The organism is Periweissella cryptocerci (assembly GCF_004358325.1).
Classification (GTDB): domain Bacteria; phylum Bacillota; class Bacilli; order Lactobacillales; family Lactobacillaceae; genus Periweissella; species Periweissella cryptocerci.
The window spans coordinates 2524553-2544948 of sequence record NZ_CP037940.1; the positions used below are offsets into that span (position 1 = coordinate 2524553).

Consider the following 20396-nt stretch of genomic DNA (forward strand, 5'->3'; position numbering starts at 1 on the left):
ACCTAATCGAGTTCAAATTGAGCTGTGAAAACAAGCCACGCATTAGCCGCAATAGCAACGTTAGACCCTGACCCGTAGCGTTCAAAGCTAACGACACCGGCTGTATTAATAGGCATCAACCAACTGTTAGCATCTGAACCTTGGAACCGGGGTGAGTAATATGAGCCAATAGTTGGTCTAAACCCAGCGGGTAAAGTAAATATCGTTCCTGTCCAACCGGCTGATTGTGCAGAGGTGATATTAAGCTGTCCTCGTAACATCACAGTTTTTCCGCGCCGTTTATATTGCAAATATCCTGCAGTAAATGGCGCGTTGGGAGTTACATTAATCCAACCCGTATCGTTCAAATTAACGCTTGTTCCTGAAACTTCTAAGTTAGTGATTAGTATTCAATTACTTCAGCAAGCACTAACCATTTGTTGGCGGCGCTACTTGCATTACCATCGTTACCAGTAATCGTGGTATCAGAAAAATAACAGTATTTCATACCAAACGTTGTCGCGTTGATACCAGCCATGTAATCAAATTGAATGCCTTGACCTGAATATTTTAGGACATGTGTTTTTGGCACATATTGATAGTGATGATCCGAATTCTTTAAGTTCGTACCGTCATATCCTTGCCAGTGTAATATCCAACCATTTCGGCAATTTGATATGCTCTTAGACGGTGTAATCGTCTTAGTGGCGTCCATGTGAAAGCCACCAGTCCAAAGCACATTATTCGGTAATTTCAGGTTACCGGTTACTTCTAAGTTTCTGGTACATTATCCTTAAAAAAGGATGTACCAGAATGATTTACGGATATGCACGAGTGAGCACCAAAGGACAAAGTTTAGATGTTCAGTTGGATAAATTGATGGCAGCAGGTGTTGACCCAAAGAAGATTTACAGTGAGAAGTTTACAGGCAAGACTACGAACCGACCACGATTTAAAGCGCTCATACGACGTTTAGAAGCTAATGACATTCTAGTAGTCACGAAGCTTGATAGAATGGCTAGAAACACACGAGAAGCGCTTAACATCATTGAGCCATTGCTTGATAAGGGTGTGATGGTTCGAGTGTTGAATATCGGAATGATTGAGAATAGTTCGGTTGGCAGATTCTTCTTGCGAACGCTGCTATCAATTGCTGAAATGGAACGTGATATGATTCTTGAACGTGTGACAGAAGGCAAAGAGAAGGCGCGTCAACGCAAAGGCTACAAAGAAGGTAGACCGAAGCGCAAAATAACAAAGCGGTATCGTGAAGCTTATGAGCTGTTGAAAACACACAGCTATTCAGAAGTAATCACAGAGACTGGAATATCAAAAAGTACGTTAGTTAGAATTAAGAAACAGATTGAAGGTGGCCAGAAATAGCCATCTTTTTTAATACGCTGAAAAGCCGAAGGGGGAAGTGCCCAATTATCAAGAGGAGGCAAAATATGCATGACATTGGAGGCTTCACATGGGGAGAAATTGGCGCCGTTATTGGTGTCATTCTGTCGTTCTGGGGTGTGGGAGCTAAATTGATTGACCGCTTTAAATCTAAGATTAGTGACCCGCTCTCTATTGATATTAAAGATGTTCGACATCAACTTGCCGAACTTCAAACTGACTTTAAAGAGGACAGCGTGAAGCGGCGGCGCAATGACAAACTTATCTTTGACGAGTTGGATAATCATGAAAAACGGATTATTCAAAATGAAAAAGAAATTGAATTTATGAAAGAGCGGAATAAATGAATTTAGACAATTGGTTAAAAATTTTATCAGCACTATGGGACAGCGGCATCTTAACGGGTGTCGCTGTTTACGTTTGGTCACGTCTTAAAATCAGTAAGAAGGCCGACCGGACATCAATGCTATACCACTTTGCGGATCAAGCTGTGTATCACGCTTCACAATTCAATGAAGCCACAACCAATGAAGCGAAGAAAAGTGCTGCAATGGACATGGTTTCCGAGAGCTTACAGCGTAATAAATGGGCTAATCGATTTACGACAGACCAAATTAGCGCAGCAATTGAAATGGCTGTGAACAAGATGAATGGAGGAATTAAGTAATGGCTAATAAGATTAATCAATATATTATTGATAAGGGATTTAAAGCACCCAAAGAAACTGACAAGACTGGTAAAATTCCAGTGCACAACTCATATCGTAATGGCAAGGGGCGCCCAGAAGGTGTAGTTGTGCATGAAACGGCTAATCCAACGTCAACGATTGGCGGTGAAATTTCATACATGCAAGGTCACTACAAGGATGCTTTTGTACACGAGTTTGTGGATGGCCAAAATATTATCGGCGTGGCTGATACTGATTACTTAGCGTGGGGCGCAGGGTACACAGCGAACTCACGTTACATTCAATTTGAACAAGTACGCGTTCATTCAAAAGATGATTTTGCAAAAGAATTATTGAATGGTGCGAACTTTGTGGCGAACGTATTGAAGAAATACAATTTGAAGCCTAGCGACTCGACGATTGTTACACACCACCAAACATCTAACATGTTTCACGAAACAGACCATACGGATCCAGATGCATACTGGACTACTTCAGCTAGCAAGTGGTTTAGCACAACTTATAAGATTGCTGACTTTATCTGGTTAGTTAAGTATATTTTTGATGGTAAGGCGCCATTAAAGCCAACGACACCAAACAAGCCAGTTACACCTTCAAAGCCAAAACCCGCAAAGAAGATTGCAGAAGATGGTGAAGGTGGCGTGGCTACAATTAAGTTAGCTCAAAAGATTGCAGGCACGACGCAAGACGGTGTAATCACTGGACAGTATGCACCAAATGCAAAGTACTGGCCAAAGATTCATCAAATGAACACCAAGTATTCCAATGGCGGATCACTCTTTGTAGTTACTCTGCAAAAGAAACTTGGGTTCAAGGGTAAGGACTTAGATGGTCAGTGGGGTAAGAAAGTATCAACCGCACTTAATTCTAAACTTGGTTTCAAAAACAAATCAGCATTTGACAAGACATCTGTTTTGGCATGGCAAAAGAAGCTTAATTCTGGTAAATTGTTCTAGTACGAGTTATCAGTAAAAAGACCTGGCACGCACTCACATGAGGCGGCGTCAGGTCTTTTTTTGTTCGTGTGACGACATAATGACGACATGAGTGAATTACAAGTACAATTAATCACTCGATATATATAAGAAGAAACAGTGAAAACAAGGTGACACTTTGTAGTAAAACGTAGCAAAATGCAAACTTTTGTTATAAACTGTAAGGTAAGAATATTTAGAACGAGTAAAGACTGCGTGAGGTTCACGATGGTCAAAAAAACATAGAGGTTAATAATGGACAACAAACTATCAATCATTCCGTTTGGTGGGGTACGCGAAAACGGGAAGAACATGTATGCCGTATCATATAATGATGAAATCTTCATTTTTGATGCCGGGTTAAAATACCCAGAAAATGATTTATTAGGAATTGACGTAGTTATTCCAGACTACGCATATTTAGTGGAACACGCTGATCAAGTGGCTGGGATTTTCTTAACACACGGTCACGCGGATGCCATCGGTGCTTTGCCATATCTTTTGGCAGATTTACAAGCCCCAGTCTTTGGTTCAGAAATGACGTTAGCCTTGGCTAAGTTAGCCGTTAAGGCAGAAGACGCAACGAAGAACTTTACTGATTTCCATGTTGTTAACGAGAAGTCAGTTATTGATTACGGCGATGTTAAGGTATCATTCTTTAGCACGACTCACTCAATTCCACAATCACTTGGGATTGTTTTAGAAACACCTGAAGGACAAGTTGTTTATACTGGGGACTTCAAGTTTGATCAAACAGCAATCGAAGGCTACACAACTGATTTGGCGCGTTTAGGTGAAATCGGAAAAAGTGGTGTCGTTGCGCTGTTGGCCGATGCTGCCGGAACTGGTAACTATGGTGAATCAGTTAACGAATCTAAGATTGAAGAGTATATTTTGGATAAATTCCAAGATCACGAAGGCCGAATTATCGTCGCTGCCGTGGCTTCAAATATCCAACGAATTCAACAAGTAATCAATGCGACATTTAAAACTGGTCGTAAAATTGTTCTGTCAGGTAATGACTTGGAAAAAGTTGTACGCACAGCTTTACAAATTCACAAGTTGGAATTACCAGTTCCAGAAAGTGAATTATTTGTTTCATTCAAAAACATGAAGAAGCTTACGCCTGAAGAAACCGTGATTCTTGAAACCGGTCGGATGGGTGAACCAATTAAGCACTTGCAACGGATGGCAAATGGCGATGATCGTCACATTAAAATCGGCGAAGGCGACTTAGTATTCATTACAACAACGCCTTCAACAGCAATGGAGGCCTTTGTAGCACGTACGCGTGACATGATGTTCCGCGCTGGCGCCGATGTGAAGTCAATTTCACAAGACTTACGTTCATCAGGGCACGCATCACGTAATGATTTACAATTGATGCTGAACTTTATGAAGCCTAAGTTCTTCTTCCCTGTTCAAGGTGAATACCGTGTTTTGAACAGTGCGGCTGAATTAGCTGAAGAAATCGGCATTGCCAAAGACCACATTTTCATCACGCAAAAGGGCGATAAGCTTACTTATGATGGTGACAATATGTTGCTTTCAGGTTCATTTGAAGTCGGTAACACGATGATTGATGGCTCTGGGGTTGGGGATATTGGTAATATTGTTTTACGTGATCGTAAGATTCTATCTGAAGATGGGGTTTTTGTGGCCGTAGTAACAATTGATCGTAAAAAGAAGAAAATTATTTCAAAACCAAAGATTACTTCACGTGGTTTTGTGTACGTAAAAGCGTCACGGGACTTAATGCGCGAAAGTAGCGATATTGTTGAAAAAACAATTCTTGATAATTTAGCTAATATCAAAGAATTTGATTGGTCAACATTGAAGACCGCTGTTCGTGATAATCTTAGCCGGTTCTTATTTGAACAAACACGGCGCCGACCAGTAATCTTGCCAGTTATCATGGAAGTTAACCAAAATGGTTTCCGAAGTGGTAAGCAACGCGGCGCTAAGGGTCAACAAAATGCCCAACGCGTTGAAGAATTGGCGAAAGAGTTAGGTGCTGATGAACAACCAGTAGCTAAGAAAAAGCCTAACAAAAACAAGAACCGTAATAAAAACAAAAAAACTGTAAAACCAGAAACCACAGAAGGTTAGTGATTTTGCATAACATTAATGGAGGTCAGTAGGAAAGTTTTACCTACTGGTCTCTATTGTCTTTTTAAGGAGTACAAATTAATGGAAGATAACCGTAATGAAGCACTAACTGCTGGTAATAATGCATTAGCGCAGGAACATTGGCGTGAAGCAATTGAAATTTTTGACGAATTATATGCTGACGAACAGAGTCTAGAACTAAATTACAAGCTTGTGCGGGCGTTATTTGCGAACAAGCAGTATCAGTTGGCACAGCAGTATTTAGCTGAGTATCTGGATGCATATTTGGACGATCCTGAATATTTGGATATTCTTTTAGCTGTTTTTGTGCAAAATCATAACTTCATTGAAGCGCGCCAACTATTGATGTCAGTAACTGATTTAACGGTACGAGAAACGGGATTGGCATTGGTGGTCAGCGGTGAAGAAAAAGCGCGGGTCGATAGTACCGAAACGTTCAAGGTTGTGTTACGCCAATTTATTCATTTAGGTGACTTTGAATTTGGTGAGCAGTTTAATCGCTATCGTGCAGCCTTGAAATTGCCACTAGATGAATATTTAAAGGGCGCAAAATTCTTACTTCGCGATGAATATGTCTTGCCAATGGTGCGCGCATCAATTTTAGAATCTCTTGCACGGTTGCAAATTAACGATGAAATTAGTTTTTTATGGTTCGATGGGGAAGAACATAGTTTTAACCCAAGCCGGACAATTCCAGCTTTAGCATCAGAAACTGCCAAAACTGTTTGGAATGTGTTAAATGAAACTGTCGGTCAAGATGATCCGATGGCGTTACAAATTTTAGCTGAAGACTTAAAATTGAAATTAGCGACGGCATTTCCATTGCTTGATGAAATTATTTCCGACCCAATTGGCTGGACAAAATATCAAATTGCTCGATATCAAGATACAGATTTACCAGAATTAGCTGAAAATGATATTAAATGGATTGAAAAATTAGATGAAATTTTGGCCGAAGTTGGGTTATAATCAGTAATTAAGGCTAATTATTACGATAATCGCAACTTTTTAGTCTTTTTTAAGGGTTTGTTGTTTACAAATTTCATTGGTATTTATATAATAATTAAGGCTTTCCAGTAGAGCACGAATATTTCAATTATTTCTAATTTAGATGTTTGTGTTCTTCGAGGATTGTAGTATAATTGAACGCATAGGATTGAGACGTATCTACGTCCAATCGTTTTGCAAATATTAGGAGGATTTTCATTTTGGCTAAAGCACACTATGAACGCACAAAACCACACGTTAACATCGGTACTATCGGACACGTTGACCACGGTAAGACTACTTTGACTGCTGCTATCTCAAAGGTATTGGCTGACAAGGGTCTTGCAGAACAACAAGACTTCGCAGCTATTGATGCTGCTCCAGAAGAACGCGAACGTGGGATTACTATTAACACTGCCCACATCGAATACGAAACTGAAGCACGTCACTACGCCCACATCGACGCCCCTGGTCACGCGGATTACGTTAAGAACATGATCACTGGTGCCGCACAAATGGATGGTGCCATCCTTGTTGTTGCCGCAACTGATGGTCCTATGCCACAAACTCGTGAACACATCCTCTTGGCTCGCCAAGTTGGTGTTGATTACTTGATCGTATTCTTGAACAAGATTGATCTTGTTGATGACGAAGAACTTGTTGACCTTGTTGAAATGGAAGTTCGTGAATTGCTTAGCGAATACGACTTCCCTGGTGACGATATTCCTGTTCTCCGTGGTTCAGCTCTTAAGGCTCTTGAAGGTGACCCTGAACAAGTTAAGGTTATCGAAGAACTTATGGACACTGTTGACTCATACATTCCTACTCCAGTACGTGACACTGACAAGCCATTCTTGATGCCTGTCGAAGACGTGTTCACTATCACTGGTCGTGGTACTGTTGCCTCAGGTCGTATCGATCGTGGTATCGTCAAGGTTGGTGACGCTGTTGAAATCGTTGGTCTTAAGGACGAACCTACTTCAACTACTGTTACTGGTGTTGAAATGTTCCGTAAGACTATGGACGAAGGTGAAGCTGGTGATAACATCGGTGCCCTTCTCCGTGGTGTTGCTCGTGAAGACATCGAACGTGGTCAAGTTTTGGCTAAGCCAGGTTCAATCCAAACCCACAAGAAGTTCAAGGGTGAAGTTTATATCCTTTCTAAGGAAGAAGGTGGACGTCACACTCCATTCTTCTCAAACTACCGTCCACAATTCTACTTCCACACTACTGACGTTACTGGTGTTATCGAATTGCCAGAAGGTGTAGAAATGGTTATGCCTGGTGATAACGTTACTTTCACTGTTGAATTGATCAGCCCTGTTGCGCTTGAAAAGGGTCTTAAGTTCACTGTTCGTGAAGGTGGCCGTACTGTTGGTGCCGGTGTTGTTTCAGAAATCGACGACTAATATTTGTTAGTCAGAGAATTTTAAACAAATTCACTGAACAAAAAAGAGTTCGCATTCGTGCGAACTCTTTTTTTTGCACGCTGAAGCTACAAGCAGGAGGGCTCTTTGGGGGCTCGCCAGTAGAGTTCCAACTGTGTGTTGTGAGTTTACCAAGAAGGGCGCTTTGCCGTGGTAATGAGCTTCCTACACAGCACGTAGGTCTGGTTGTGTAGCGTGAAGTGGTTAATCTGCTTGAGTCAGTATTAGTATCACCAGAAAAAGCGATTAAATACAGGAATTTATAGTGTTTTCAGTTTACAAGCCTAGTTTTGTAGGTTAAACTATTATTCGTATGTATTAAACATTGAAATAAGTTGAGCTGCTTGATCAGCTCTCTAATTGGAGGAATTAACACATGGTTGCAACAAACGCACAATGGACTAAGGGCGAAGGTAACAAAGGTACTTTGTCATTTGAAATCCCAGTTGAAATTTACACTGATGGTATCGATAAGGCTTACAACAAGGTGAAGAACCAAGTTAACATGCCTGGTTTCCGTAAAGGTAAGATGCCTAAGCAACTCTTCATCAAGCAATACGGTGAAGAAGCATTGTACCAAGACGCTATGAACATCGTTTTGGGTGATGTGTACGAATCAGCTGTTCTTGAAGCAGGTATCACTCCAGTTGGTCAACCAGCTATCGATGCAGATTCAATGAACAAGGGTGAAGCATGGAAGCTTCACGCTGAAGTTGAAATCGCACCTGAAATCGAATTGGGCGAATACAAGGGCTTGACTGTTCCTAAGCAAAGCACTCGTGTAACTGCTAAAGAAGTTGATGCTGAAATCGAAAAGCTTCAAGCACAACAAGCTGAACTTGTATTGAAGGAAGATGAAGCAGCCGCTGAAGGCGATACTGTTGTTATCGACTTTGATGGTTCAGTTAACGGCGACCACTTTGAAGGTGGTAAGGGCGAAAACTTCTCACTTGAACTTGGTTCAGGTCAATTCATCCCTGGCTTTGAAGACCAACTTGTTGGCCACAAAGCTGGTGAAGATGTTGAAGTTAAGGTTACTTTCCCAGAAGACTACCAAGCAGCTGATTTAGCTGGTAAGGAAGCCTTGTTTGAAACTACTATCCACGAAGTTAAGACTAAGGAATTGCCTGCACTTGACGATGAATTCGCCAAGGACGTTGATGAAGACGTTGATTCTCTTGAAGAATTGAAGGCTAAGACTAAGGACCAACTTAAGGAAGACAAGCAACAAGCTGCTAAGGATGCAATTGAAGAAGCTGCAATCTCACAAGCTGTTGATAACGCCTCAGTTGTTGGTGAAGAAGTTCCTGCATCAATGATCGACGAAGACGTTCACCGTCAAATCGACCAATACCTTGGCAACATGCAACAACAAGGTATCAACCCAGACATGTACTTCCAATTGACTGGTACTACTCACGATGACTTGCACAAGCAATTCGAAGACGGTGCTGAAAAGCGCGTTAAGACTAACCTTGTTCTTGAAGCAATCGTGGCTGCAGAAAAGGTTGAACCATCAGATGCTGACCTTGATGCTGAAGTTAAGTCATTGGCTGACCAATACGGTATGGACGAAGCAGCGGTTCGCCAAGCTTTAACTCCAGAAATGTTGAAGCACGATATCGCAATCAAGCAAGTAGTTGACTTGATTGTTGAATCAGCTGTTGAAGCCTAATAATTAATCATTAGCTAAAAAGATTGAATCGTTCGCGATTCAATCTTTTTTATTGGCGCTATTCCGTCTGACGTGGAATTTATAAAATGTGATGAGATGTATGATGCCACTGCGTGCCTGAAAATCACATTGTGCACCGAAATGGAAGCACATGCCCAAGCCGCTTGCTTATGCCTGCGAACCGGCAACGCAAAACATCCCAGCATTTTGTTTCACAAAATACTGAATCTAATCCTAACGCGATTAGATTAGCCTTGCAGGCTGGATGTCTGTCTTGGGCAACTCGGGATAGCTGGCAGTCTAATGGCTAAAGCCAAAAAACTGCTCACATTTGTAGCTACGCTGGACAAATAAGGCCCGGTCGGCTCTACCCTCAGCGACGAACCCGACACGTGGTGTCACGTTCGTCCCATTTCGGTGTAAAGCCTGCCGGCCACAAAGTAATTTTCAGTCACTCCGCTAGATAAGCGTGGAATTATTGATTACCGCTAAACTTGCAACGACAAGGATTAGGGCATATTACTAGTCAGACTGCCTGCTCAAACTAACGAAGAGACTGGTTCCAGACACGTAGTGGGAATCAATCTGAGACACATATCCAAATTCCACGCTAGAAAAATTTTAGCCTTTTTATTTTATTAGGTGTGTGGGAAATTAAAAAGCCATATAAACTTGAGTTTTGAAAGCCTTGAATGGTAGCGGTCTTATGGTACAATTGAGATATGAATTTTTGACAGGAGGCTATTGCCCATGTTTGATGCTACTGACCCAATGGGTCCCGTAGTTTGTTCATTTTGTGGTAAATCACAAGATGAGGTACAAAAGATTATCGCTGGTCCTGGCGTGTTTATCTGTAATGAATGTGTTGAACTTGCAAAGTCAATCATTGATGAAGAAACTCGTCGTGACAATATTGAAGAAGTTATTGAATTACCAACACCACGTGAAATTGTTGATATTTTAAACCAATACGTAATTGGTCAAGAAGATGCAAAGCGGACGTTAGCAGTTGCAGTTTACAACCACTACAAACGAATTAACGAAACTTTAGTTGGTGATAGTGAAGTTGAATTGCAAAAGTCTAATATCTCAATTATCGGACCAACTGGTTCTGGTAAGACTTATTTGGCGCAAAGCCTTGCCCGTATCTTGGATGTGCCATTTGCTATTGCGGATGCCACAACTTTGACTGAAGCTGGGTATGTTGGTGAAGACGTTGAAAATATCCTTCTGAAGTTATTGCAAAATGCTGATTACGATGTAGAACGCGCCCAACGTGGCATTATCTATATTGATGAAATCGATAAAATTGCGAAAAAGTCAGAAAATGTTTCAATTACGCGTGATGTTTCTGGTGAAGGGGTACAACAAGCATTATTGAAGATGCTTGAAGGTACACTTGCTAACGTTCCGCCTCAGGGTGGTCGTAAGCACCCACAACAAGAATTCATTCAAGTTGATACGACGAACATCTTATTCCTCGTTGGTGGGGCATTTGATGGGATTGAAACGATTGTTAAGGAACGTCTTGGGGACAAGGTCATTGGCTTTGGTACTGATTCAGATAAGGGCGCTAAGTTACGTGAACTTGATGAAAAATCAATCATGCAACAAGTGATTCCTGAAGACTTAATGGCGTTTGGTTTGATTCCAGAATTTATCGGGCGGTTGCCAATTTTGACAGCGCTTGAAAAATTAGATGAAGACGATTTGGTTCATATTTTGACGGAACCAAAGAATGCGTTGGTCAAGCAATATACTGAATTAATTAAGTTAGATGATGTTGATCTTGAATTTACGCCAGCTGCATTGAAAGCAATGGCTAAACTTGCGATCGAACGTAACACGGGTGCCCGTGGTTTGCGTTCAATTATCGAAGAAGTGATGCGCGACATTATGTTTGACTTACCAAGTCGAGACGATGTTGAAAAAGTCATTATCGGTGAAACAACCGTTAATGACCATGCAGAACCTGAATTAATTTTAAAATAATAGATCGTAAATGGTAGTTGGTCAGTTGATTAACTACCATTTTTATAATGGTTTTGATATTCTAAAAAAGTATTGGCTCTGTTTCGTCTAACGTGGAATTTATAAAATGTGACGAGATGTATGATGCCACGGTGTGCCTGAAAATCACATTGTGCACCGAGATGGAAGCACATGCCCAAGCCGCTTGCTTATGCCTGAGGTACGGCAACGCAAAACATTCCAGCAGTTTGTTTGCAACAAACAACTGAATCTAATCAAAACCCGATTAGATTAGCCTTCCAGGCTGAATGTCTGTCTTGGGCAATTCGGGATAGCTGGCAGTCTAATGGCTAAAGCCAAAAGACTGCTCATCTACCCTCAGCGACAAACCCGACACGTGGTGTCAAGTTCGTCCCATTTCGGTGTAAAGCCAGTCGGCCACAAAGCGATTTTCAGTCACTCCGCTAGATAAGCGCGGAATTATGGATTTGTGAAGATGGTTACCACGTTAGCGAACCAAGCTTCGCAAACATTTGAAGACCGCACTGTGGCTTCAAATGTTTGTCTTCCCTCACGGTGTCCAGACTGGTTCCAGCCTCGTAGTGGGAATCAATCTGAGGCGCATATCCAAATTCCACGCTAGAAAAATTTTAGCCAAAGTATTATGATTCTATTTATTCTGGTCCTGTGGCACGCAGTGGATACCACACAGCCCAAAATAATTTGAATTTGTTTTTCTTGTAACAATTAAAGGAGTGATTCTTTGGTATACTAGTTAAGTCATAAAAACCTATAAATCACTATAAAAAATCAACGTGTGGCGAATATCGTCACAGATAGGAGCCTCACAATGGACGTACACAATGTTTCATTAACAATTAGTGCCGTGGCACCAAAGCAATACCCAACTACTGGCTACCCCGAACTTGCCTTCGTTGGCCGGTCAAATGTTGGTAAGTCATCATTTACCAACACATTAATTAATCGTAAGTCATTTGCACGGACGTCTTCACAACCAGGTAAGACGCAAACTTTGAATTTCTATAATGTTGAAGATCAAGTTTATTTTGTCGATGTGCCCGGTTATGGCTATGCCAAAGTTTCACGAACTGAACGTGAAAAATGGGGTCAAATGATTGAAACGTATTTGACTGATCGTACCCAATTGCGTGGGGTGGTTTCACTAGTTGATGCGCGCCATGCACCATCAGAAGATGATATTAATATGTACAATTGGTTGTCTTACTATGATATTCCAATCTTAGTAGTTGCGACTAAAGCCGATAAAATTGCGCGCGGTAAGTGGAATAAAGCTGAATCAATCATCAAAAAGGCGTTGGAATTTAATGATGCCAATAGTGACTTTTTGATGTTCTCAGCCGTGACCAAAGACGGTAAAGCGGAAGCGTGGGATTGGATTGAAGCACGGATGGCAGAACCAGAAGCCGTTTTTGAAGCAATCGAAGCTGACGACGAAGGGGAATAAAGATGGAATTTAATGAATATCAAAAAGATGCGAATCGAACACTCTTTGGTACCGAAACCGTTTTAACGAATCTTGGTTTAGGTCTCGCATCTGAAACGGGTCAAATCACTTACATGATGAAACGTTACAGTTTTGAAGGTGCTAAGTTGGACAAGCAAGTCTTAACCCATGAAATTGGTGATGCACTTTGGTATTTATCACAAATTGCTGAATGGGCTGATATTGATTTTGAAGATGCTGCCAAGGAAAACTTAGCGTCATTGAATCAACGTTATCCTGACGGCGAACACAAGTAATTTACAGCAAAGAAAAAAGCGCCGGAATCCGACGCTTTTTTTGTTACGATTAATCTTTTTTGTCACTAGTGTTTTCTTTGGTGCGACCAAGCGCACGATCTTTTGCTTTGTTGTCTTCGTCGTCAAGTGGCAATGAAATCATGTCACCGAGCATTTTGTCAAAATTAGTTTCGCGTTTAAGTGTGAGAGCCATCTATACCGTTTCCTTTCTTTTCTTCACAGCAAGTATAGCAGATAATTGCCCAAATTGGTATTCGGAACTTTTGCGGGGGTAACGCTGAATATTCTTGTGTATATTCAGCGACAATGTGTATATATATGCAAAAATGTGTTTTTCAGTTGCATAGTTTCATCCGAATCGGTAAACTTAGTTTCAATGAATATTAGAAAAAGAGGATTATGCAAATGAGTACAGTCTTAGAAATTAAAAATTTAAAAAAGACCTATGGGGAAAATGAAGTCCTCAAAGATATTACTGAAACAGTTAACAAGGGTGAAGTGATTGCCGTGCTTGGACCTTCTGGGGCGGGGAAATCAACTTTTCTACGTTCATTGAATATGTTAGAAAAACCTACAGCAGGGGCAATTGTCTTTGATGATAAAGATTTAATGCACCTTTCTGATAAAGAATTGGACAATCTGCGTGAACGGATGGGCATGGTGTTCCAAAGTTTTAATTTATTCCCTAACATGACCGTGCTTGAAAATATCAAGTTAGCACCAATGAAAGTTAAAGGGACTAATGATAGCCAAGCCACTGAAATTGCGCAAGAATTATTAGCAAAAGTTGGCTTGTCAGATAAAGCTGATGTTTTCCCAGCAAGCTTGTCTGGTGGTCAACAACAACGGGTCGCAATTGCCCGTGCCTTGGCGATGAATCCAGAAGTGATGCTATTTGATGAACCTACTTCAGCACTTGACCCTGAAATGGTTGGTGAAGTTTTAAAAGTTATGCAAGACTTGGCCGATGAAGGCATGACAATGATTGTGGTAACACACGAAATGGGCTTTGCACGTGAAGTTGCTTCAACAGTTTGGTTCATGGCGGATGGTTACATTCAAGAAAATACGTCACCCGAAGAATTCTTTACAAATCCCAAGACCGATCGGGCAAAAGACTTCTTAGCTAAAATTCTCTAATTTTTTGTAAGCAAACGTATAGCATATCGTTAATAAAGATGTTACAATTACTCCATATTAAATCAAAAGCGATGTGGAGGATTTTAGATAATGGCTGTTTTAGAAACTACTGATTCAACTTTTGTAGCTGATACTGCTACAGGCGTAACTTTAACTGATTTTTGGGCGGTTTGGTGTGGACCTTGTCGCATGCAAAGTCCTGTTGTTGAAGCTTTGGACGCAGAAATGAGTGGCAAAGTAACGTTCAACAAGATGGACGTTGACGCAAACCCTGCAACACCACAAGAATTTGGCATCATGTCAATTCCTACCTTGTTGGTGAAAAAAGATGGTGAAGTTGTTGATACTATTGTGGGTTACCACTCTAAAGAACAATTAACAACATTGCTTGATCAATACATTGATTAATTAATATTTTGGACGGTTATCACTACGAATTTACGTAATGATAACCGTTTTTTTGTTTCAAATTCGCAAAATGTTCATACTTTTCAGGCAAGATAGTAACTATGAAACCTCAAGGAAAGTTGGTAAGAGAAATGCGAAGAACTGTAACGTTTGAATATACTGGTGACAATCCTTTTGAAGCACAGCAATGGTTTACAGAATGGTGTGTTGATTGTGGGCTGCCGGATGAAGATATCGAAACTGAAGTATCGCACGTTGAAAATAGCAACGTTGGAGAATCAAATCGGACGATGCGTTATGTGCGTGAAAATGATTAATTTTGAATAAATGACGAATGAATTAGCAAATGTTTGCTAGTTCATTCTTTTTTTCGTGTTATTAAAGGTAAGTGAAGTGGTATTATAGTAACTATTACATCAGAATAATGGAGTAGAAATCGTGGTAGAAAAAACCGAAACAATTAGTCGCCAAACAATCTTAGCAATTATTGCAACGGGACTCTTTGGCTTTACCGGAATTTTGACAGAAACCTCAATGAATGTGACTTTTCCGGAATTAATGCAGAACTTCAACATTACAATTGGAACGGTACAGTGGATCACAACGGCATATCTTTTGACAGTGGCGTTAACGATGACAGTTTCTGCGTATTTGAAGAACGTCTTGAGTCCGCGGATGATTTTTTACGCCGCGTTGATCTTCTTCGTTGTCGGAGATGTTCTCGCAATTGCGTCTAATTCATTTGCGTTACTCTTGATTGGCCGAATTATCCAAGGAGCGGGGACAGGGATTGTCACACCGTTGCTGTTTAATATTATTTTAGAATATGTACCATTCAGTAAAGTCGGGCAGTATATGGGCTTTGGGACAATGATTTTATCGTTAGCACCAGCTTTTGGCCCCATGTTTGGTGGCTTGGTTGCGTACTATTTACCTTGGCGGGCGATTTTCTGGCTTGTCTTACCGGTTGCACTTATCTCATTTATCTTGGGAGTAAAAAATATCCCAGCAGTCAAACCAACTGGCACACATCGTGATTTTGATTTCTTGCGATTTATCTTGTTAGCTATTAGTTTTTCAACATTTCTGTATGGTTTGAATACGGTTGAACATGGCGATGTATCATTGGCAATGGTCGCTAACTTTGCAGTAGCGGTGGTTGCGATGGGATTGTTTATCTATCGTTCAAAGCATTCCAAAAAGATGTTTTTAAACATTGATATTATTAGTAGTAAAGCATTGCGTTTTAGTTTACTTGCATACTTTATTTATCAATTTACGAACTTGGCAGTGAATTTCATGATACCGACATATATTCAGTTAGTGTTGGGGTCAACCACTTTGTTAGCTGGGTTTGCTTTAATGCCAGGGAGTTTAGTGGGGGCACTCATGAATCCTGTGTTTGGTCGTTTGTACGACGAACATGGGCCTAAAATACCATTGCTGCTTGGTAATTCAATCTTTGCAGTCGTGGTATTAATCTACAGTATTATTGCGCAAAATATGGTTATCTGGGCAATTACGTTGATTTATGTATTCTTAACGGTCGGCCGAAGTATGGCATTTGGTAATTCAATGGCAACTGGACTTTCTCAAATTGATGCCAAAGATCGCCCGGATGGAAATGCGATTTATAATACGGCTCAACAATTTGCGGGTGCGATTGGAACAACCATTGCATCACTGTTCTTGAAGGTTGATCACCAAGCAACGGCAAGTGTCGCAACACAAACTGCTCGTGGGACACAACATGCATTTATTTTTATTTTAGCCTTAGCGCTTATCAATTTTGGCTTATTTGGTTTAACCTTTAAGTTTTTACAGCCAACAAAAAAATAAATTATGAAGAACGGTTATTATTACTTTTTGTAATAGAAACCGTTCTTTTTGCAATATTCAGCTAATTAGATTGCAAACATAATACGGTCAAACTACGAATCGATGAATATTCACTTCACTAACAAAAAGTTAGTATACTTCTTTATATTGATAAAAACGCAAGTAAAAAAGAAATATATAGGAGCTGGTTAATCGATGAAAATTACTAAGCTGATTTTAAAAACAATTATAACAGTAGCCATTTTAGTTAGTGCAGTAGCCTCTGGCAGTGCAACAGCAGCTAATGCTAACAATGACCTCGTACCAGCAACTGCTTCGCAAGCACAAATCAAAAAATTAACGGCACAAGGATTTACATATAGTACTAAAACGGGCTACATTTGGCCAGTTAAAGGTAGTATGCACATCTCGTCAGGTGAAGGTTCACGGCACTTGGCCTATGCAGCTACTAACTTTCACTACGGCTATGATTTTGTGCCTGGTAAGAGTAAGAGTTTTTACGCGATGCGTGGGGGTATAGTGATTGCTGCTGGAGCCCATGATCGTGCGCACAATTTTCAAATGGCGGGAAACGTGATTATCGTTAAACAAGATGACGGCAAGTATGCTGTTTACTCAGAATTTAGAAATGGTTCGCAAACCGTTCGTCGTGGTCAATATGTCGCGCAAGGACAAAAGCTGGGGACGATGGGTGTATCAGGAATGACATCTGGGACACACGTGCATATTGGGATAACTAATCAAGCTTGGCCAGGTTATGGCCGTAGTGGTGTTTCGATGGCTGGTAATGGTCGCAAAGGATGGGTAATGTTACATAAGTACCTCGACGTTAAGCGCGTGTATGGTGAAGGTCGTCGGAGTGCCGCAACAATTACTACGGGTCAATTAAATTAAGTATTTTGTGAAAAACACTAGAAAAATGTAAATTGGCTTACATTAACTAGTGTTTTTTTGGTATCATTATAAATGAAAGCGTTTGCAAAACGAGAACAGGGAACAGATTGGGTACTATTTTCTATGAAGTTGTACTGAATACAAGGAGGAAAATTAATGACCGAAACAACCGCATTTCCACAGGATTTTTTATGGGGAGCAAGTACAAGTGCGTACCAAGTTGAAGGTGCGTGGAACGTTGATGGAAAGGGACCGTCTGTCCAAGACATTCGGGACGTACCAGCAGGAACAATTGATTTTCGGGACGCCGTTGATCATTACCATCACATGAAAGAAGACGTTCAGTTGTTTAAAGAATTGGGCCTCAAAGCCTATCGTTTATCGATTGCTTGGTCACGAATTTTACCCGAAGGCACAGGAGAAATTAATGAAGCTGGGATAAAGTTTTATGATGACCTAATTAATGAACTATTGGCTAATGATATTGAACCAGTAATCACGGTGTTCCACTTTGATTTACCCGCGGCATTGAACGAAAAAGGTGGCTGGCAAAATCGGGAAACGATTACAGCATTCCGTGAATATTGTCATATCTTATTTGAACGTTTTGGTGACCGCGTGAAATACTGGTTAACTATCAACGAACAAAATATGATGGTACTATTTGGTAGCATGATTTGGGGCGGTGAAGGTGGTTATCAGACAGCCTTTACTGAAAATCACCATATGCTGTTAGCGCAAGCTGAAGTTATGCGCGATTATCATGAAGGCCATTATCCTGGTAAGATTGGCCCGGCACCGAATATTGCCCTAATGTATCCAGGCTCTGATAAGCCAGAGGACGTTTTAGCGGCGCAACAAGCGAATGCATTGCGTAACTGGGCTTTCCTTGACCCAGCAGTTTACGGTCGGTATAACGCGCAATTTTTGGCGATTATCAAGCAATTAGGTGTTGAGATACCATTTGAAGATGGCGATGGCGAGATTTTGCGGAATGGGACGGCTGATTTTATTGCTTTTAATTACTATAATAGTGGAACCGTTGTGGCGATGGATAGTCAAGGCGAATTAGCGAGTGGCGATCAACAAACTGGGATTGGCTTCCCAGGTTTCTTCAAGCAAATTGATAATGCAAATCTTGACCATACTAAATTTGGCTGGGAAATTGATCCAATCGGTTTTCGGACAACCATTAATGAAATTTATAGCCGCTATGGTTTGCCATTGATTATTACTGAAAATGGTATGGCAGATTATGATGAATTGACCGCTGACGGCAAGATTCATGATCAACCACGGATTAAGTATTTAGGTGATCACATTGAACAGATGCGTTTAGCAATGGCAGATGGCGCAGAAGTGTTTGGGTATAATCCTTGGAGCGCGATTGATTTGATTTCAACGCACGAAGGATTAAAGAAGCGCTATGGGTTCATTTACGTTAATCGCCACGATGATGGCTCTGGTAATTATGAACGGTACAAGAAGGATAGCTTTGCCTGGTACCGTGGTGTGATTGATTCAGATGGTGTGCAATTACACGATAACTAAATTAGTGCGGAACATAATATTGACTAGGCTCGATTCTACTCGTAGGAGTGGAATCGAGTTTTTTACGCAATAAACTGGAACTTGTAAAAATTTTAAAAAAATTAAAAAAACTGGCTTAATTTTACGTAGTTTATATATAGACCGTAAATTATTTAAGCGTACGGGTTACAGACTGTTTAATTTCGAAAGGGGGAATTAGCTAGATGTTAGAACGAGTGACAGAATTGTGGGAACAGTATCAGCGATGGGTGATTATTGCAGTGGTGATTGTTGGTGGCGGTACGGCAGTATTATTGGGAAGTGGTGTCATAGCAACAGCCCCAAAGCCCGACGCAAATATTAAAGCGGTTAGCCAGATTGGGCAACCACCAGAGCCCAAAGTTTCAAGCCGGGTAGCAAATAGTGCGGTCACGTCATCGACGGCTAAGCGCTTATTTGTAGACGTAAAAGGTGCGGTTAATAAACCAGGTGTCTTGGAAGTAGCTGCCGGTGCGCGGCTCGATAGTATTTTGGCTTTGGCGGGTGGGGTAACAAAAAAGGCTGATTTAAACCAAGTTAACTTAGCGCAAGAAGTTCAAGATCAACAAATTATTTATGTGCCAAAACAAGGAGAGCAGACACCAGCGCAATTTAATAATGCTGGTGGAACGGCAACGAGTGGTGTAGCGGGAGCTGGGGAAGCCACAACTGAAGCCAATGTTAATTTGAATAATGCGTCGAAAGAGGATCTCCAGACATTGACGGGTGTCGGACCAAGCAAGGCAGATGCTATTATTCAATATCGTGAAGAACATGGGCAGTTTGGCACAATTGAGGAACTAACTGAAGTGACCGGTTTTGGTGAAAAGACGTTTGAAAAATTAAAAGATAAATTAAGTGTTTAGCATTTATGCATTGTTAATTCACCCTAGTTTGTAACAGTAAGAACAGCGAATATAATAAAATTCGATATTGCTCAGTGCAAATGTAGAATGCGATGAATTTGTTGTGGGTGAGACATAAATCTTGATGCTGGCTAATACTTGGAATGATTTGTTTGGTATAATATTAGGAAATATTAATAAATGAGGGCAATACAATGGTAAAACGAATTCCTTGGGATGAATACTTCATGTTACAAGCAGTAGCTTTATCATCACGTTCAACATGTAATCGCTTATCAGTTGGGGCGGTTTTAGTTCGTGACCGGCGCTTGATTGCGTCAGGTTACAACGGTGCTGTTGAAGGGGATGCGCACTGTTTTGATGTTGGTGATTTAATGGTTGACGGTCACTGTATTCGGGCGATCCATGCGGAACAAAACGCACTACTTCAATGTGCTAAGTACGGAATTGCCGCTGATGGGGCGGAGGTCTACGTGACGGATTTTCCATGTGTAAATTGCACTAAAATGTTGCTACAAGCGGGAATTAAGAAAATTAACTATCTGCGAAACTATAATAATGATGAATTTGCACAGCATTTGATTGACCTTAAAGGGGTTGAACTCAACCAAGTTCATTTCTCTGATTCAGCACAGGACGCTGTGAATCTCGACCTTTACAAATAAT

Annotated in this window: 22 protein-coding genes; 19 read left to right on the top strand and 3 right to left on the bottom strand. The window is 40.8% G+C overall.

The features are described 5' to 3' along the window. Positions 1-2: 2 nt before the first annotated feature. Together EQG49_RS11250 and EQG49_RS11255 are read right to left on the bottom strand one after the other, a co-directional pair. On the bottom strand, positions 3-347 hold the full coding sequence (locus EQG49_RS11250) for a hypothetical protein (protein WP_133364060.1): 345 nt from the start codon (positions 345-347) through the stop codon (positions 3-5). Positions 348-382: 35 nt separating this feature from the next. Next, positions 383-694 (bottom strand): hypothetical protein, encoded by a 312-nt coding sequence (locus EQG49_RS11255; RefSeq protein WP_133364061.1) that lies wholly within the window; start codon positions 692-694, stop codon positions 383-385. A 98-nt stretch (positions 695-792) separates the two neighbouring features. Between EQG49_RS11255 and EQG49_RS11260 the strand changes: the two genes are divergently transcribed. The 11 genes from EQG49_RS11260 to EQG49_RS11310 all read left to right on the top strand — a co-directional run bounded on the left by EQG49_RS11260 (position 793) and on the right by EQG49_RS11310 (position 13014). Next, positions 793-1362 (top strand): recombinase family protein, encoded by a 570-nt coding sequence (locus EQG49_RS11260; protein WP_133364062.1) that lies wholly within the window; start codon positions 793-795, stop codon positions 1360-1362. 65 nt (positions 1363-1427) lie between these two features. Then, positions 1428-1727: a hypothetical protein gene (locus EQG49_RS11265; protein WP_133364063.1), complete on the top strand. Its 300-nt coding sequence runs from the start codon at positions 1428-1430 to the stop codon at positions 1725-1727. Then, a complete protein-coding gene (locus EQG49_RS11270; RefSeq protein ID WP_133364064.1) occupies positions 1724-2047 on the top strand; it encodes a phage holin, LLH family in 324 nt (107 codons plus the stop codon). Before EQG49_RS11265 ends, EQG49_RS11270 begins: the two co-directional genes overlap by 4 nt. Next, positions 2047-3024: a peptidoglycan recognition protein family protein gene (locus tag EQG49_RS11275; RefSeq protein ID WP_133364065.1), complete on the top strand. Its 978-nt coding sequence runs from the start codon at positions 2047-2049 to the stop codon at positions 3022-3024. The genes EQG49_RS11270 and EQG49_RS11275 overlap by 1 nt, the downstream gene beginning before the upstream one ends. Before the next feature lie 273 nt (positions 3025-3297). After that, a complete protein-coding gene (locus EQG49_RS11280) occupies positions 3298-5151 on the top strand; it encodes a ribonuclease J (RefSeq protein WP_133364066.1) in 1854 nt (617 codons plus the stop codon). An 81-nt stretch (positions 5152-5232) separates the two neighbouring features. Then, entirely contained in the window at positions 5233-6141 is a 909-nt protein-coding gene (locus EQG49_RS11285) for a tetratricopeptide repeat protein (protein ID WP_165964884.1), read from the top strand. A 239-nt stretch (positions 6142-6380) separates the two neighbouring features. Next, on the top strand, positions 6381-7568 hold the full coding sequence (tuf, locus tag EQG49_RS11290; protein WP_133364068.1) for an elongation factor Tu: 1188 nt from the start codon (positions 6381-6383) through the stop codon (positions 7566-7568). Between the two features lie 394 nt (positions 7569-7962). Then, positions 7963-9261, top strand: coding sequence for a trigger factor (gene tig / locus EQG49_RS11295; RefSeq protein ID WP_133364069.1), 1299 nt, complete (start codon positions 7963-7965; stop codon positions 9259-9261). A 750-nt stretch (positions 9262-10011) separates the two neighbouring features. Beyond that, a complete protein-coding gene (gene clpX, locus EQG49_RS11300) occupies positions 10012-11253 on the top strand; it encodes an ATP-dependent Clp protease ATP-binding subunit ClpX (RefSeq protein ID WP_133364070.1) in 1242 nt (413 codons plus the stop codon). 829 nt (positions 11254-12082) lie between these two features. Continuing rightward, complete coding sequence (gene yihA / locus EQG49_RS11305; RefSeq protein ID WP_133364071.1) at positions 12083-12718, top strand: ribosome biogenesis GTP-binding protein YihA/YsxC; 636 nt, start codon at positions 12083-12085, stop codon at positions 12716-12718. 2 nt (positions 12719-12720) lie between these two features. After that, complete coding sequence (locus tag EQG49_RS11310; RefSeq protein WP_133364072.1) at positions 12721-13014, top strand: nucleoside triphosphate pyrophosphohydrolase family protein; 294 nt, start codon at positions 12721-12723, stop codon at positions 13012-13014. Between the two features lie 49 nt (positions 13015-13063). Here the strand turns inward: EQG49_RS11310 and EQG49_RS13770 are convergent, their stop codons facing one another. Further along, on the bottom strand, positions 13064-13207 hold the full coding sequence (locus tag EQG49_RS13770) for an SPJ_0845 family protein (RefSeq protein WP_165964885.1): 144 nt from the start codon (positions 13205-13207) through the stop codon (positions 13064-13066). A gap of 212 nt (positions 13208-13419) precedes the next feature. Between EQG49_RS13770 and EQG49_RS11315 the strand changes: the two genes are divergently transcribed. The 8 genes from EQG49_RS11315 (at position 13420) to EQG49_RS11350 (ending at position 20395) form a co-directional block, all read left to right on the top strand. Further along, entirely contained in the window at positions 13420-14154 is a 735-nt protein-coding gene (locus tag EQG49_RS11315; RefSeq protein WP_133364073.1) for an amino acid ABC transporter ATP-binding protein, read from the top strand. 90 nt (positions 14155-14244) lie between these two features. After that, positions 14245-14562 carry a thioredoxin gene (trxA, locus tag EQG49_RS11320; RefSeq protein ID WP_133364074.1) on the top strand — a complete coding sequence of 106 codons (318 nt, stop codon included), beginning with the start codon at positions 14245-14247 and terminating at the stop codon, positions 14560-14562. 131 nt (positions 14563-14693) lie between these two features. Next, the gene (locus EQG49_RS11325) at positions 14694-14879 is read left to right on the top strand and encodes a hypothetical protein (protein ID WP_133364075.1); all 186 of its coding nucleotides are present in this window, start codon (positions 14694-14696) and stop codon (positions 14877-14879) included. Positions 14880-15000: 121 nt separating this feature from the next. Then, positions 15001-16401: an MFS transporter gene (locus tag EQG49_RS11330; protein WP_133364076.1), complete on the top strand. Its 1401-nt coding sequence runs from the start codon at positions 15001-15003 to the stop codon at positions 16399-16401. A 195-nt stretch (positions 16402-16596) separates the two neighbouring features. After that, positions 16597-17295: a M23 family metallopeptidase gene (locus EQG49_RS11335; protein ID WP_133364077.1), complete on the top strand. Its 699-nt coding sequence runs from the start codon at positions 16597-16599 to the stop codon at positions 17293-17295. 156 nt (positions 17296-17451) lie between these two features. Beyond that, positions 17452-18846, top strand: a complete 1395-nt coding sequence (locus EQG49_RS11340; RefSeq protein WP_133364078.1) for a glycoside hydrolase family 1 protein — start codon at positions 17452-17454, stop codon at positions 18844-18846. Positions 18847-19049: 203 nt separating this feature from the next. Continuing rightward, positions 19050-19730, top strand: a complete 681-nt coding sequence (locus EQG49_RS11345; RefSeq protein WP_133364079.1) for a helix-hairpin-helix domain-containing protein — start codon at positions 19050-19052, stop codon at positions 19728-19730. A gap of 194 nt (positions 19731-19924) precedes the next feature. Further along, positions 19925-20395, top strand: coding sequence for a ComE operon protein 2 (locus EQG49_RS11350; RefSeq protein ID WP_133364080.1), 471 nt, complete (start codon positions 19925-19927; stop codon positions 20393-20395). Position 20396 lies beyond the last annotated feature (1 nt).